Source organism: Neisseria sp. HMSC066H01, from assembly GCF_001837375.1.
Taxonomy (GTDB): Bacteria; Pseudomonadota; Gammaproteobacteria; order Burkholderiales; family Neisseriaceae; genus Neisseria.
The window spans coordinates 1-15633 of sequence record NZ_KV832179.1; the positions used below are offsets into that span (position 1 = coordinate 1).

The following is a 15633-nucleotide window of genomic DNA, read 5'->3' on the forward strand; positions in this document are numbered from 1 at the left end:
AGGTCTGCGCTTTGCGATTCGCGAAGGTGGTCGTACCGTAGGTGCGGGTGTGGTTTCTTCTGTAATCGCTTAAGTTTAGAGGCCAATAGCTCAATTGGTAGAGTATCGGTCTCCAAAACCGAGGGTTGGGGGTTCGAGACCCTCTTGGCCTGCCAAATAAAAAATTAACCGGCCTTGTGCCGGTTAATTTTTTTGTACTTAAGTTTTAAGATTATTTGGAATTAATTAATGGATCAATGCCACTATCTAAAATGAAGGCGGGTGGGGTATTGATAAGTGAGTAAAGATGACAGAACATCCGTCTGGACGCAAAGAAGACCATCAGAAAAAGGAAGTTGTGGTAAGTAATAAGCCGGCTCCTGAAAAGAAAGAAGGTCTGTTTGCATATTTTAAAAGCTCTTGGACTGAGTTTAAGAAGGTAGTTTGGCCGAGTCGTGATGAAGCGGTCAAAATGACTGTATTCGTGATTATCTTCGTTGCAGTTTTAGCAGCCTTCATTTATGCGGCAGATACAATTATTTCATGGTTGTTTTTTGATGTTTTATTAAATAGGAAAGGGTAAAGATGTCAAAGCGTTGGTATGTGGTACAGGCCTATTCCGGTTTCGAGAAAAATGTTCAAAAAACATTGAAAGAGCGCATTGCTCGTGAAAACATGGAAGAATATTTTGGTCAGATTCTCGTTCCTGTAGAGGAAGTGGTAGATATCAAGAATGGCCGAAAAACCATAAGTGAGCGTAAATTCTATCCAGGCTATGTGTTGGTTGAAATGGAAATGACCGATGATTCATGGCACTTGGTTAAGAGTACCCCTCGAGTAAATGGTTTTGTAGGTGGTAGCGGAAATCGTCCAATCCCAATTTCTCAAAAAGATGCGGATGCTATTTTGCAACAAGCCAAAACAGGTGTTGAGAAGCCAAAACCAAAAGTTGAGTTTGAAGTTGGTCAGCAAGTGCGAGTAAACGAAGGCCCATTTGCTGATTTTAACGGTATTGTTGATGAAGTTAATTACGAACGTAATAGACTGCGTGTTTCAGTTCAGATTTTTGGTCGTGAAACACCGGTTGAATTAGAGTTCGGTCAGGTTGAAAAGATTTAAGTGATTTAATTCGCTTGAAAATTTTTTTTTAAGCAGATATAATCGCAAATTCTGTTTGGGAAGCGGAATGGTTCCGCGTTATACCCGTTTTTAGGAGTCCTTAAGTGGCAAAGAAAATTATCGGCTACATCAAACTGCAAATTCCTGCAGGTAAAGCCAATCCATCTCCCCCAGTTGGTCCTGCTTTGGGTCAACGTGGTTTGAACATCATGGAATTCTGTAAAGCATTTAATGCTGCAACCCAAGGTATGGAACCTGGTTTGCCAATTCCAGTCGTGATTACTGCATTTGCAGATAAATCATTCACATTTGTGATGAAAACTCCACCAGCTTCTATCTTGTTGAAAAAAGCTGCTGGTCTGCAAAAAGGTAGTTCTAATCCTCTGACCAACAAAGTGGGTAAATTGACCCGTGCTCAGTTGGAAGAAATTGCTAAAACTAAAGAGCCTGATTTGACTGCTGCTGATTTGGATGCGGCTGTTCGTACTATTGCAGGTTCTGCTCGCTCAATGGGCTTGGACGTGGAGGGTGTTGTATAATGGCTAAAGTATCTAAACGCTTGAAAGCTCTTCGCTCTTCTGTTGAAGCTAACAAACTGTACGCAATCGACGAAGCAATTGCTTTGGTTAAAAAAGCTGCTACCGCTAAATTTGACGAGTCTGTTGACGTATCTTTCAACTTGGGCGTTGATCCTCGTAAATCTGACCAAGTTATTCGTGGTTCAGTCGTTCTGCCTAAAGGTACCGGTAAAACAACTCGCGTAGCTGTATTTACACAAGGTGCAAATGCAGATGCTGCTAAAGAAGCTGGTGCAGATATTGTCGGTTTTGAAGATCTGGCTGCTGAAATCAAAGCTGGTAACCTGAACTTTGACGTTGTTATTGCTTCTCCTGATGCAATGCGTATCGTTGGTCAATTGGGTACCATCTTGGGTCCTCGTGGCCTGATGCCAAACCCTAAAGTAGGTACTGTTACTCCTAACGTTGCTGAAGCAGTTAAAAATGCAAAAGCAGGTCAAGTACAATACCGTACAGATAAAGCCGGTATCGTTCATGCAACTATCGGTCGTGCTTCTTTCGCTGAAGCTGACTTGAAAGAAAACTTCAATGCGTTGCTGGATGCTATCGTTAAAGCCAAACCTGCTGCTGCTAAAGGTCAGTACCTGAAAAAAGTTGCTGTATCCAGCACTATGGGTTTGGGTGTTCGCGTTGATACTGCAAGCGTGAACAACTAAGAAATTTTCAGGTGATCCGGCTTTCTGGATTGCCTGAATTTGGGCTACTTAAAATTAAGTAGATGTCCAAGACCGTAGGGATCGTAAGATTTAATCGTAACTGCCCTACGCAGACGGTAGTCCTGAAACACATTGCAAGATTGCTTGTAAGATGTCTTTTTAGGTTACCGCGCTGGTGGGATATCATTTCGGTATCCTGTTTATAAACAGTGGGAGGTAGACCTTGAGTCTCAATATTGAAACCAAGAAAGTGGCCGTAGAGGAAATTAGCGCAGCTATTGCTAACGCTCAAACTCTCGTAGTCGCTGAATATCGCGGTATCAGTGTTTCCAGCATGACTGAGCTTCGTGCGAATGCACGTAAAGAAGGCGTGTACTTGCGTGTTCTGAAAAATACTCTGGCTCGTCGCGCAGTAGAGGGTACTTCATTCGCAGCTTTGGCCGATCAAATGGTTGGTCCATTGGTTTACGCTGCTTCTGAAGATGCTGTTGCTGCTGCTAAAGTGCTGCACCAATTCGCGAAAAAAGATGACAAAATCATCGTTAAAGCCGGTTCTTACAATGGCGAAGTGATGAATCCTGCTCAGGTTGCTGAGTTGGCTTCTATTCCAAGCCGCGAAGAACTGTTGTCCAAACTGTTGTTCGTTATGCAAGCTCCTGTATCAGGCTTTGCACGTGGTTTGGCTGCTTTGGCAGAGAAAAAAGCCGGCGAAGAAGCCGCTTAATCGATTTTGTTTCATTTAATCAATTATTTTTTAATACAATATTTGGAGTAAAATAGCATGGCTATTACTAAAGAAGACATTTTGGAAGCCGTTGGTTCTTTGACCGTAATGGAATTGAACGACCTGGTTAAAGCTTTTGAAGAGAAATTTGGCGTTTCTGCTGCTGCCGTTGCAGTTGCAGGTCCTGCAGGTGCTGGTGCAGCTGCTGCTGAAGAAAAAACTGAATTTGACGTAGTATTGGCTTCTGCTGGTGATCAAAAAGTTGGCGTGATTAAAGTTGTCCGCGCTATCACTGGCTTGGGTCTGAAAGAAGCTAAAGACATCGTTGACGGTGCACCTAAAACTCTGAAAGAAGGTGTTTCTAAAGCTGAAGCTGAAGATATCCAAAAACAACTGGAAGAAGCCGGCGCTAAAGTCGAAATCAAATAATTTAATGCTTCCTGTGAAGGCTGGCAGTTTTCTGCCAGCCTTATTTTGCTTCTTAAAATAAGCATCAGGCATTGTTTACATTTATTTGCATAGTTTTTATAAAATCATTGCAAATAAATGTAAATATTAAGTTAATGCATGTCGTTGTTTCAGACGGCCTATTATTTAAAATTGCTTTTCGGAGTGTATATGAGCTATTCGTTTACCGAGAAAAAACGTATCCGTAAGAGTTTTGCAAAGCGAGAGAATGTCTTGGATGTTCCTTTCCTGCTGGCAACCCAAATTGATTCTTATGCGAAATTTTTGCAGCTGGAAAACGCTTTTGACCAACGTACTGATGATGGTCTGCAAGCAGCATTCAATTCTATTTTCCCGATTGTGAGCCATAATGGTTATGCGCGATTGGAGTTTGTGCATTACACATTGGGCGAACCTTTGTTCGATATTCCTGAATGTCAATTGCGCGGTATTACTTATGCGGCTCCATTGCGTGCACGTATCCGTTTAGTGATTTTGGATAAAGAAGCGTCTAAACCGACTGTAAAAGAAGTTCGTGAAAACGAAGTATATATGGGCGAAATCCCATTGATGACGCCAAGTGGCTCTTTTGTTATCAATGGTACAGAGCGTGTAATTGTTTCCCAGTTGCACCGTTCTCCAGGTGTGTTCTTTGAGCATGACCGTGGTAAAACTCATTCTTCCGGTAAGCTGTTGTTCTCTGCTCGTATTATTCCTTACCGTGGTTCATGGTTGGATTTCGAATTTGATCCAAAAGATTTGCTGTATTTCCGTATCGACCGTCGCCGTAAAATGCCGGTTACGATTTTGTTGAAAGCTTTGGGTTACAACAATGAACAAATCTTGGATATTTTCTATGACAAAGAAACTTTCTATTTGTCTTCAAACGGTGTTCAAACAGATCTGGTTGCAAGCCGTCTGAAAGGCGAAACTGCCAAAGTTGATATCTTGGATAAAGAAGGCAATGTATTGGTTGCAAAAGGTAAACGTATTACTGCGAAAAATATCCGTGATATTACCAATGCAGGCTTGACTCGACTGGATGTAGAACCAGAAAGCCTGTTGGGTAAAGCATTGGCTACTGATCTGATTGATCCGGAAACCGGCGAAGTATTGGCTTCTGCTAACGATGAAATCACAGAAGAGCTGTTGGCCAAACTTGATATTAACGGTGTAAAAGAAATTACTACCCTGTACATCAATGAATTGGATCAGGGCGGTTATATTTCCAGCACTCTGCGTACAGATGAAACAGCCGACCAACAAGCTGCGCGTGTAGCAATTTACCGCATGATGCGTCCTGGCGAACCACCTACCGAAGAAGCTGTCGAGCAGCTCTTCAACCGTTTGTTCTTCAGTGAAGACAGCTATGACTTGTCTCGTGTAGGCCGTATGAAATTTAATACGCGTACATACGAGCAAAAATTGTCCGAAGCACAACAAAACTCTTGGTATGGCCGTCTGTTGAATGAGACTTTGGCCGGTGCAGCTGAAAAAGGCGGTTACGTTCTGAGCGTAGAAGACATTGTAGTTTCCATTGCTACATTGGTTGAATTGCGTAATGGTCATGGCGAAGTAGATGATATTGACCACTTGGGCAACCGTCGCGTTCGTTCCGTAGGCGAGTTGACAGAAAACCAATTCCGCAGTGGTTTGGCTCGTGTAGAACGTGCCGTTAAAGAACGTTTGAATCAAGCGGAATCTGAGAACTTGATGCCGCATGACTTGATTAATGCGAAACCTGTTTCTGCTGCGATTAAAGAATTCTTCGGTTCTAGCCAATTGAGCCAGTTTATGGATCAGACCAACCCATTGTCTGAAGTAACCCATAAACGTCGTGTATCTGCATTGGGCCCGGGTGGTTTGACCCGTGAACGTGCAGGTTTTGAGGTGCGAGACGTACATCCGACCCACTATGGCCGTGTATGTCCTATTGAAACACCTGAAGGTCCGAACATTGGTTTGATTAACTCATTGTCCGTTTATGCGCGTACCAATGATTATGGCTTCTTGGAGACCCCTTACCGTCGCGTTGTTAATGGTAAGGTAACTGAAGAAATCGATTACTTGTCTGCCATCGAAGAAGGCCGCTATGTGATTGCACAGGCGAATGCTGATTTGGACAAAGACGGTAATTTGATTGGCGATTTAGTCACTTGTCGTGAAAAAGGCGAAACCATTATGGCAACGCCTGACCGTGTGCAATATATGGACGTGGCAACCGGTCAAGTGGTATCCGTAGCGGCATCCCTGATTCCGTTCTTGGAACATGATGACGCGAACCGTGCATTGATGGGTGCTAACATGCAACGTCAGGCTGTACCGTGTCTGCGCCCTGAAAAACCGATGGTTGGTACTGGTATCGAGCGTTCTGTTGCCGTTGACTCTGCTACTGCAATCGTTGCCCGTCGCGGCGGTGTGGTTGAGTATGTTGATGCCAACCGTGTTGTGATTCGTGTCCATGACGATGAGGCGACTGCCGGTGAGGTGGGTGTTGATATTTACAACTTGGTTAAATTTACCCGCTCCAACCAATCTACCAACATCAACCAACGTCCAGCTGTCAAAGCAGGCGATGTTTTGCAACGCGGCGATTTGATTGCCGACGGAGCATCCACCGATTTGGGCGAATTGGCTTTGGGTCAAAACATGACCATCGCCTTTATGCCGTGGAACGGTTACAACTACGAAGACTCGATTCTGATTTCTGAAAAAGTGGCTGCAGACGACCGCTATACTTCGATTCACATTGAGGAATTGAACGTTGTTGCCCGCGATACCAAGCTGGGTGCGGAAGACATTACCCGCGATATTCCGAACTTGTCCGAGCGTATGCAAAACCGTTTGGATGAATCCGGTATTGTTTACATCGGTGCAGAAGTGGAAGCTGGTGACGTCTTGGTAGGTAAAGTAACGCCTAAAGGCGAAACCCAACTGACTCCTGAAGAAAAACTGTTGCGTGCCATCTTCGGTGAAAAAGCGTCTGATGTAAAAGATACTTCATTGCGTATGCCTACCGGCATGAGCGGTACCGTTATCGACGTTCAAGTCTTTACCCGTGAAGGTATCCAACGCGACAAACGTGCCCAATCCATTATTGATTCTGAGCTGAAACGTTACCGTCAAGACTTGAGCGACCAGTTGCGTATTTTTGATAACGACGCATTTGACCGTATTGAGCGCATGATTGTCGGCCAAAAAGCCAACGGTGGCCCGATGAAGCTGGCTAAAGGCAGCGAGATTACTACTGAATATCTGGCAAGCCTGTCCAGCAAACATGATTGGTTCGATATCCGCCTGGCTGACGAAGATTTGGCCAAACAGTTGGAACTGATTAAATTGAGCCTGCAACAAAAACGCGAAGAAGCGGATGAGTTGTATGAGATCAAGAAGAAAAAACTGACCCAAGGCGACGAGCTGCAGCCGGGCGTACAAAAAATGGTGAAAGTATTTATCGCCATCAAACGCCGTCTGCAAGCCGGTGACAAAATGGCGGGTCGCCACGGTAACAAAGGTGTGGTATCACGCATTCTGCCGGTGGAAGACATGCCTTACATGGCTGACGGCCGTCCGGTGGACATCGTACTGAACCCGTTGGGCGTACCTTCCCGTATGAACATCGGTCAGATTTTGGAAGTTCACTTGGGTTGGGCGGCAAAAGGTATCGGCGAGCGTATCGACCGTATGCTGAAAGAGCAACGCAAAGCCAGCGAGCTGCGCGAGTTCTTGAACAAACTCTACAACAGCAGCGGTAAGAAAGAAGATTTAGACAGCCTGACAGATGAAGAAATCATCGAATTGGCTTCTAACTTGCGTAAAGGCGCATCTTTCGCGTCCCCAGTGTTTGACGGTGCGAAAGAATCCGAAATCCGCGAAATGCTGAATTTGGCTTATCCAAGCGATGATCCTGAAGTCGAAAAATTGGGCTTTAACGACAGCAAAACCCAAATCACGCTGTATGACGGACGATCTGGCGAACCATTTGACCGCAAGGTAACAGTCGGTGTGATGCACTATCTGAAACTGCACCACTTGGTTGATGAGAAAATGCACGCCCGTTCTACCGGTCCGTACAGTCTGGTTACCCAACAACCTCTGGGCGGTAAAGCTCAGTTCGGTGGCCAACGTTTCGGTGAGATGGAGGTTTGGGCACTGGAAGCATACGGCGCAGCCTACACACTGCAAGAGATGCTGACAGTGAAGTCGGACGACGTGAACGGTCGTACCAAAATGTACGAAAACATCGTCAAAGGCGAACACAAAATCGATGCCGGTATGCCTGAATCCTTCAATGTATTGGTTAAAGAGATTCGCTCACTGGGCTTGGATATCGATTTGGAACGCTACTAAACAGAAGTTTTCAGACGGCCTTTTAAGGTCGTCTGAAAAAATGATTTCAGAATAAGAATGAAGCAATCGGCATTTAGGCCGTCTGAAATCAAAAGTACCGTTTCCAATATCGAAAATCCACCACGCGGTAAAAATACTTCCTTCAAGGAGCAAAAATGAATTTGTTGAACTTATTTAATCCGTTGCAAACCGCCGGCATGGAAGAAGAGTTTGATGCCATCAAAATCGGTATTGCCTCTCCCGAAACCATCCGCTCATGGTCTTATGGCGAAGTTAAAAAACCTGAAACCATTAACTACCGTACGTTCAAACCTGAGCGCGACGGTTTATTCTGCGCCAAAATCTTTGGCCCGGTCAAAGACTATGAATGTTTGTGCGGTAAATACAAACGCTTGAAATTTAAAGGCGTAACCTGTGAAAAATGTGGCGTAGAAGTGACCCTGTCCAAAGTACGCCGCGAACGCATGGGCCACATTGAATTGGCTGCACCAGTTGCACACATTTGGTTCTTGAAATCCCTGCCTTCCCGCTTGGGTATGGTACTGGACATGACTTTGCGCGACATCGAACGCGTATTGTACTTTGAAGCATTTGTGGTAACCGATCCCGGTATGACTCCGTTGCAACGTCGTCAATTGCTGACTGAAGACGATTACTATAACAAACTGGACGAATACGGCGACGACTTCGATGCCAAAATGGGTGCAGAAGGTATCCGTGAATTGTTGCGCACCTTGGATATTACCGGCGAAATCGAAATCCTGCGTCAAGAGCTGGAATCTACCGGTTCTGACACCAAAATCAAAAAAATTGCCAAACGCTTGAAAGTGTTGGAAGCCTTCCATCGTTCCGGTATGAAACTGGAGTGGATGATTATGGATGTGCTGCCGGTATTGCCGCCTGACTTGCGTCCTTTGGTTCCATTGGATGGCGGTCGTTTTGCCACTTCCGATTTGAACGATTTGTACCGTCGCGTTATCAACCGTAACAACCGTTTGAAACGTCTGTTGGAACTGCATGCGCCTGATATCATCGTTCGCAACGAAAAACGTATGTTGCAAGAAGCAGTTGACTCTCTGTTGGATAACGGCCGCCGCGGTAAAGCCATGACCGGTGCCAACAAACGTCCGCTGAAATCGTTGGCCGACATGATTAAAGGTAAAGGCGGTCGCTTCCGTCAAAACCTGCTGGGTAAACGTGTGGACTACTCCGGTCGTTCCGTGATTACCGTAGGCCCATACCTGCGTCTGCACCAATGCGGTCTGCCGAAGAAAATGGCTTTGGAACTGTTCAAACCGTTCATTTTCCACAAATTGGAAAAACAAGGTTTGGCCTCTACCGTTAAAGCAGCGAAAAAATTGGTAGAACAAGAAGTACCGGAAGTATGGGATATCTTGGAAGAAGTAATCCGCGAACATCCGATTATGCTGAACCGTGCGCCAACCCTGCACCGTTTGGGTATTCAAGCGTTCGAACCTATCCTGATCGAAGGTAAAGCGATTCAGTTGCATCCGTTGGTGTGTGCCGCATTTAACGCCGACTTTGACGGTGACCAAATGGCCGTACACGTTCCATTGAGCTTGGAAGCACAAATGGAAGCTCGCACTTTGATGCTGGCTTCAAACAACGTATTGTCTCCAGCTAACGGCGAACCAATCATTGTACCTTCCCAAGACATCGTATTGGGTCTGTACTACATGACCCGCGACCGTATCAATGCCAAAGGCGAAGGCAGCCTGTTTGCCGATGTGAAAGAAGTACATCGTGCATACCATACCAAACAGGTTGAGTTGGGTACGAAAATTACCGTACGCCTGCGCGAATGGGTGAAAAACGAAGCAGGTGAGTTTGAACCTGTTGTTAACCGTTACGAAACAACAGTCGGCCGTGCATTGTTGAGCGAAATCTTGCCTAAAGGCCTGCCGTTCGAGTACATCAACAAAGCGCTGAAGAAAAAAGAAATTTCTAAACTGATTAACGCATCATTCCGTTTGTGCGGCCTGCGTGAAACAGTTATTTTCGCCGACCACTTGATGTATACCGGTTTCGGTTTTGCGGCTAAAGGCGGTATTTCCATTGCTGTTGACGATATGGAAATTCCGAAAGAAAAAGCAGCCTTGTTGGCTGAGGCTAATGCCGAAGTTAAAGAAATTGAAGACCAATACCGTCAAGGTTTGGTGACCAACGGCGAACGCTACAACAAAGTAGTCGATATTTGGGGTCGTGCCGGCGATAAAATCGCTAAAGCGATGATGGACAACTTGTCTAAACAAAAAGTTATCGACCGTGACGGTAACGAAGTTGATCAAGAATCCTTCAACTCTATTTACATGATGGCCGACTCTGGTGCCCGTGGTTCTGCGGCTCAGATTAAACAGTTGTCCGGTATGCGTGGTTTGATGGCCAAACCTGACGGCTCCATTATTGAAACGCCGATTACCTCCAACTTCCGCGAAGGTTTGACCGTATTGCAATACTTTATTGCGACCCACGGTGCGCGTAAGGGTTTGGCGGATACCGCGTTGAAAACCGCGAACTCCGGTTACCTGACCCGTCGTCTGGTAGACGTAACTCAAGACTTGGTTGTTGTTGAAGACGATTGCGGTACTTCAGACGGCTTTGTCATGAAAGCAGTAGTACAAGGCGGTGACGTAATTGAAGCGTTGCGCGATCGTATTTTGGGTCGTGTTACTGCATCAGATGTTGTTGATCCTTCAACAGGAGAAACATTGGTTGAAGCAGGTACACTGCTGACTGAGAAATTAGTCGATATCATTGACCAATCCGGTGTTGACGAGGTTAAAGTCCGTACGCCGATTACTTGTAAAACCCGTCATGGTTTGTGTGCACACTGTTATGGCCGCGACTTGGCGCGAGGTAAACTGGTTAACGCTGGTGAGGCTGTAGGTGTCATTGCTGCACAATCTATTGGCGAACCAGGTACTCAGCTGACCATGCGTACGTTCCACATCGGTGGTGCGGCATCCCGTGCGGCTGCTGCCAGCCAAGTGGAAGCCAAATCCAACGGTACAGCTCGTTTCAGCAGCCAAATGCGTTACGTTGCCAACAACAAAGGCGAATTGGTTGTCATTGGCCGCTCTTGTGAAGTTGTGATTCACGATGAAATCGGCCGTGAACGTGAACGCCACAAAGTACCTTACGGTGCAATCCTGTTGGTACAAGACGGCGAAGCCATTAAAGCCGGTCAAACTTTGGCAACTTGGGATCCGCATACCCGTCCGATGATTACCGAACATGCAGGTTTGGTGAAATTTGAAAACGTAGAAGAGGGTGTAACCGTTGCGAAACAGACCGATGATGTAACCGGTTTGTCCACTTTGGTGGTCATCGACGGCAAACGTCGCTCCTCCGGTGCTTCTAAACTGTTGCGTCCGACTGTCAAATTGTTGGATGAGAACGGTTTGGAAATCTGTATCCCAGGTACGACTACGCCGGTTTCTATGGCGTTCCCGGTCGGTGCGGTGATTACTGTCCGTGAAGGTCAGGAAGTCGGTAAGGGTGATGTGCTGGCGCGTATTCCTCAAGCGTCTTCTAAAACCCGCGATATTACCGGTGGTCTGCCGCGCGTTGCTGAGTTGTTTGAAGCACGCGTGCCGAAAGATGCCGGCATGTTGGCTGAAATTACCGGTACCGTTTCCTTCGGTAAAGAAACCAAAGGTAAACAGCGTCTGATTATTACCGACGTAGACGGTGTAGCATACGAAACGCTGATTTCTAAAGAGAAACAGATTTTGGTACACGACGGTCAAGTGGTAAACCGCGGTGAAACCATTGTGGACGGTGCCGTAGATCCGCACGACATTCTGCGTCTGCAAGGTATCGAAGCATTGGCTCGCTACATTGTTCAAGAGGTACAAGAGGTTTACCGCCTGCAAGGTGTGAAGATTTCCGATAAACACATCGAAGTCATCATCCGCCAAATGCTGCGCCGTGTGAACATTGTGGATGCTGGTGATACAGAGTTTATTACCGGTGAACAAGTCGAGCGTAGCGATGTGATGCTTGCCAATGAGAAAGCGATCGCTGAAGGCAAAGAGCCGGCACGTTATGAAAATGTGTTGTTGGGTATTACCAAAGCTTCCTTGTCTACCGACAGCTTCATTTCTGCGGCATCGTTCCAAGAAACAACCCGCGTCTTGACCGAGGCCGCTATCATGGGCAAACAAGACGAGCTGCGCGGTTTGAAAGAGAACGTGATTGTCGGTCGATTGATTCCTGCCGGTACAGGTTTGACCTACCACCGCAGCCGTCACCAACAATGGCAGCAAGCCGATCAAGAAACTTCTGAAATCGAAGCTTCAGACGAATAATCCGGAAGGATTTTCGTGAAAATAAAACCGCAAGCCAGTCTTGCGGTTTTATTTTATAGAGGGCTTAAATAGGGTAGAGAGCGAGGCCGTCTGAATCTTTCAGACGGCCATTGCTTTCAAAATTTAAAGATAAATAGAAAAACACTAAACTTTATCAGTCATTTGCTTGACTAAACCCTTGCAATAAAAATATAATTCCAATCTTGTCGACATGGTGTCGGCAAGTATTTAACTCAACAGGACGAGAAAATATGCCAACTATTAACCAATTGGTACGCAAAGGCCGTCAAAAGCCCGTGTACGTAAACAAAGTGCCTGCACTGGAAGCTTGCCCGCAAAAACGTGGCGTATGCACCCGTGTATACACAACTACCCCTAAAAAACCTAACTCTGCATTGCGTAAAGTATGTAAAGTTCGCCTGACCAACGGTTTTGAAGTCATTTCATACATCGGTGGTGAAGGCCACAACCTGCAAGAGCACAGCGTCGTATTGATCCGCGGCGGTCGTGTAAAAGACTTGCCAGGTGTACGTTACCACACTGTACGCGGTTCTTTGGATACTGCAGGTGTTAAAGACCGTAAACAAGCCCGTTCTAAATACGGTGCTAAGCGTCCTAAATAATTATCGGGACTCAAATAGGCACGTCGGCCGCCTAAGCTGAACAACGGCCGAGTAAGTGAATACTTAATTGGGTATTCATGGGAATAGACCCAACTGAATAGACTAAAGGAAATTAAAATGCCAAGACGTAGAGAAGTCCCTAAGCGCGACGTACTGCCAGATCCAAAATTCGGCAGCGTTGAGCTGACTAAATTCATGAACGTATTGATGATTGACGGTAAAAAATCTGTTGCAGAGCGTATCGTTTACGGTGCGCTGGAGCAAATTGAGAAAAAAACCGGCAAAGTAGCAATCGAAGTATTTAACGAAGCCATTGCAAATGCCAAACCTATCGTGGAAGTGAAAAGCCGCCGTGTAGGTGGTGCAAACTACCAAGTTCCTGTTGAAGTTCGTCCTTCACGTCGTCTGGCCTTGGCAATGCGCTGGGTTCGCGATGCGGCCCGTAAACGTGGTGAGAAATCTATGGACCTGCGTTTGGCAGGCGAATTGATTGATGCGGCTGAAGGTCGTGGCGGTGCGTTGAAAAAACGTGAAGAAGTACACCGCATGGCTGAAGCTAACAAAGCATTCTCTCACTTCCGTTTCTAATATCGAAAGGCTAACAAAATGGCTCGTAAGACCCCTATCAGCCTGTATCGCAATATCGGTATTTCTGCCCATATTGACGCGGGTAAAACAACCACAACAGAACGTATTCTGTTCTATACAGGTTTGACTCACAAGTTGGGTGAGGTACATGACGGTGCGGCAACTACCGACTACATGGAACAAGAGCAAGAGCGTGGTATTACCATTACTTCTGCTGCTGTGACTTCTTATTGGTCCGGTATGGCGAAACAGTTCCCTGAACACCGTTTCAACATTATCGATACCCCAGGACACGTTGACTTTACCGTAGAGGTAGAGCGTTCTATGCGTGTATTGGACGGTGCAGTAATGGTTTACTGTGCAGTAGGTGGTGTTCAACCTCAATCCGAAACCGTATGGCGTCAAGCTAACAAATACCAAGTTCCTCGCCTGGCATTTGTAAACAAAATGGACCGTCAAGGTGCCAACTTCTTCCGTGTTGTAGAGCAAATGAGAACTCGTTTGCGTGCAAACCCTGTGCCTATCGTGATTCCGGTTGGTGCGGAAGACAGCTTCAGCGGTGTTGTTGACCTGTTGAAAATGAAATCCATTATTTGGAATGAAGCCGATAAAGGTACAACCTTTACCTATGGCGATATTCCTGCTGAATTGGTTGAGACTGCCGAAGAATGGCGTCAAAACATGATTGAAGCCGCAGCAGAAGCCAGCGAAGAATTGATGGACAAATACTTGGGCGGTGATGAGCTGACTGAAGAAGAAATCGTAGGCGCATTGCGTCAACGTACTTTGGCAGGTGAAATTCAACCAATGTTGTGCGGTTCAGCATTCAAAAACAAAGGTGTTCAACGTATGTTGGACGCAGTTGTAGAATTGCTGCCTGCTCCTACCGACATTCCTCCAGTTCAAGGTGTTAACCCTAACACTGAAGAAGCCGACAGCCGCCAAGCAAGCGATGAAGAGAAATTCTCTGCATTGGCGTTCAAAATGTTGAACGATAAATACGTTGGTCAGCTGACTTTCATCCGCGTTTACTCTGGTGTGGTGAAATCCGGTGATACTGTATTGAACTCTGTAAAAGGTACTCGCGAACGTATCGGTCGCTTGGTACAAATGACTGCTGCAGACCGTACTGAAATTGAAGAAGTACGCGCTGGCGACATCGCAGCCGCTATCGGTCTGAAAGACGTAACTACTGGTGAGACCTTGTGTGCAGAAAGCGCACCGATCATCTTGGAACGCATGGAATTCCCTGAGCCGGTAATCCATATTGCCGTTGAGCCGAAAACCAAAGCTGACCAAGAGAAAATGGGTATTGCCCTGAACCGTCTGGCAAAAGAAGACCCTTCTTTCCGTGTTCGTACAGACGAAGAATCCGGTCAAACCATTATTTCCGGTATGGGTGAGCTGCACTTGGAAATTATTGTTGACCGTATGAAACGCGAATTCGGTGTGGAAGCAAACATCGGTGCGCCTCAAGTAGCTTACCGTGAAACCATCCGCAAAGAAGTTGAAGCCGAATACAAACACGCCAAACAATCTGGTGGTAAAGGTCAATACGGTCACGTTGTGATCAAAATGGAACCTATGGAACCAGGTGGTGCAGGCTACGAATTTATCGATGAAATTAAAGGTGGTGTGATTCCTCGCGAATTTATTCCGTCTGTCGATAAAGGTATTCGCGATACTTTGCCTAACGGTATCGTTGCCGGTTACCCAGTAGTTGACGTACGTGTGCGTTTGATCTTCGGTTCTTCACACGATGTTGACTCCTCTCAACTGGCCTTCGAATTGGCTGCGTCTCAAGCCTTCAAAGAAGGTATGCGTAAAGCCAATCCAGCTCTGTTGGAACCAATCATGGCAGTTGAGGTGGAAACACCTGAAGAATACATGGGTGACGTAATGGGTGACTTGAATCGTCGCCGCGGCGTTGTATTGGGTATGGATGATGACGGTATCGGCGGTAAGAAAGTTCGTGCTGAAGTACCTCTGGCAGAAATGTTCGGTTACTCAACCGACCTGCGTTCTGCAACCCAAGGCCGTGCTACTTACTCCATGGAGTTCAAAAAATACGCTGAAGCTCCTGCTCACGTAGCTGCTGCTGTAACTGAAGCCCGTAAAGGCTAATCAGAAAAGGCCGTCTGAAACTGAAAATAAATTTTCAGACGGCCATTGTTCTTTAATCGATCTTTATATGTAAAGGAATTAGCTCATGGCTAAGGAAAAATTTGAACGTAGCAA

General features: G+C 46.1%; 11 protein-coding genes, 1 tRNA gene and 1 pseudogene. All 13 read left to right on the forward strand.

Translation table 11 applies throughout. From position 1 onward, the window contains the following. Window positions 1–73, forward strand: a pseudogene (locus tag HMPREF2551_RS10145) (elongation factor Tu); the annotation flags it as partial. 6 nt (window positions 74–79) lie between these two features. Continuing rightward, window positions 80–155 (forward strand) — tRNA-Trp (locus HMPREF2551_RS00090). A gap of 131 nt (window positions 156–286) precedes the next feature. After that, window positions 287–562 (forward strand): preprotein translocase subunit SecE, encoded by a 276-nt coding sequence (gene secE / locus HMPREF2551_RS00095; protein WP_003680696.1) that lies wholly within the window; start codon window positions 287–289, stop codon window positions 560–562. 2 nt (window positions 563–564) lie between these two features. Beyond that, window positions 565–1098 carry a transcription termination/antitermination protein NusG gene (gene nusG / locus HMPREF2551_RS00100; protein WP_003680697.1) on the forward strand — a complete coding sequence of 178 codons (534 nt, stop codon included), beginning with the start codon at window positions 565–567 and terminating at the stop codon, window positions 1096–1098. 104 nt (window positions 1099–1202) lie between these two features. After that, window positions 1203–1637 (forward strand): 50S ribosomal protein L11, encoded by a 435-nt coding sequence (gene rplK, locus HMPREF2551_RS00105; protein WP_002220151.1) that lies wholly within the window; start codon window positions 1203–1205, stop codon window positions 1635–1637. After that, window positions 1637–2332 (forward strand): 50S ribosomal protein L1, encoded by a 696-nt coding sequence (gene rplA, locus HMPREF2551_RS00110; protein WP_003677918.1) that lies wholly within the window; start codon window positions 1637–1639, stop codon window positions 2330–2332. Before rplK ends, rplA begins: the two co-directional genes overlap by 1 nt. 223 nt (window positions 2333–2555) lie before the next feature. Further along, window positions 2556–3056, forward strand: a complete 501-nt coding sequence (gene rplJ, locus HMPREF2551_RS00115) for a 50S ribosomal protein L10 (RefSeq protein WP_049323748.1) — start codon at window positions 2556–2558, stop codon at window positions 3054–3056. A 57-nt stretch (window positions 3057–3113) separates the two neighbouring features. Beyond that, complete coding sequence (gene rplL / locus HMPREF2551_RS00120; protein WP_003677916.1) at window positions 3114–3485, forward strand: 50S ribosomal protein L7/L12; 372 nt, start codon at window positions 3114–3116, stop codon at window positions 3483–3485. 189 nt (window positions 3486–3674) lie between these two features. Beyond that, on the forward strand, window positions 3675–7853 hold the full coding sequence (gene rpoB, locus HMPREF2551_RS00125) for a DNA-directed RNA polymerase subunit beta (RefSeq protein ID WP_036491331.1): 4179 nt from the start codon (window positions 3675–3677) through the stop codon (window positions 7851–7853). Between the two features lie 155 nt (window positions 7854–8008). Further along, window positions 8009–12184, forward strand: a complete 4176-nt coding sequence (gene rpoC, locus HMPREF2551_RS00130) for a DNA-directed RNA polymerase subunit beta' (RefSeq protein WP_070836708.1) — start codon at window positions 8009–8011, stop codon at window positions 12182–12184. A gap of 251 nt (window positions 12185–12435) precedes the next feature. After that, window positions 12436–12807 carry a 30S ribosomal protein S12 gene (gene rpsL, locus HMPREF2551_RS00135; protein WP_002218431.1) on the forward strand — a complete coding sequence of 124 codons (372 nt, stop codon included), beginning with the start codon at window positions 12436–12438 and terminating at the stop codon, window positions 12805–12807. A gap of 117 nt (window positions 12808–12924) precedes the next feature. Further along, window positions 12925–13395, forward strand: a complete 471-nt coding sequence (gene rpsG / locus HMPREF2551_RS00140; RefSeq protein WP_002240962.1) for a 30S ribosomal protein S7 — start codon at window positions 12925–12927, stop codon at window positions 13393–13395. 18 nt (window positions 13396–13413) lie between these two features. Next, a complete protein-coding gene (gene fusA / locus HMPREF2551_RS00145; protein WP_070813714.1) occupies window positions 13414–15519 on the forward strand; it encodes an elongation factor G in 2106 nt (701 codons plus the stop codon). Window positions 15520–15633 lie beyond the last annotated feature (114 nt).

What these genes read in the sequence shown, in the direction of transcription:
- rpoC (WP_070836708.1), top strand. Translation starts at nt 8,009, where the DNA reads ATGAATTTGTTGAACTTATTTAATCCGTTGCAAACCGCCGGCATGGAA.
- secE (WP_003680696.1), top strand. Translation starts at nt 287, where the DNA reads ATGACAGAACATCCGTCTGGACGCAAAGAAGACCATCAGAAAAAGGAA.
- fusA (WP_070813714.1), top strand. Translation starts at nt 13,414, where the DNA reads ATGGCTCGTAAGACCCCTATCAGCCTGTATCGCAATATCGGTATTTCT.
- rpsG (WP_002240962.1), top strand. Translation starts at nt 12,925, where the DNA reads ATGCCAAGACGTAGAGAAGTCCCTAAGCGCGACGTACTGCCAGATCCA.
- rpsL (WP_002218431.1), top strand. Translation starts at nt 12,436, where the DNA reads ATGCCAACTATTAACCAATTGGTACGCAAAGGCCGTCAAAAGCCCGTG.
- rplA (WP_003677918.1), top strand. Translation starts at nt 1,637, where the DNA reads ATGGCTAAAGTATCTAAACGCTTGAAAGCTCTTCGCTCTTCTGTTGAA.
- rplL (WP_003677916.1), top strand. Translation starts at nt 3,114, where the DNA reads ATGGCTATTACTAAAGAAGACATTTTGGAAGCCGTTGGTTCTTTGACC.
- nusG (WP_003680697.1), top strand. Translation starts at nt 565, where the DNA reads ATGTCAAAGCGTTGGTATGTGGTACAGGCCTATTCCGGTTTCGAGAAA.
- rpoB (WP_036491331.1), top strand. Translation starts at nt 3,675, where the DNA reads ATGAGCTATTCGTTTACCGAGAAAAAACGTATCCGTAAGAGTTTTGCA.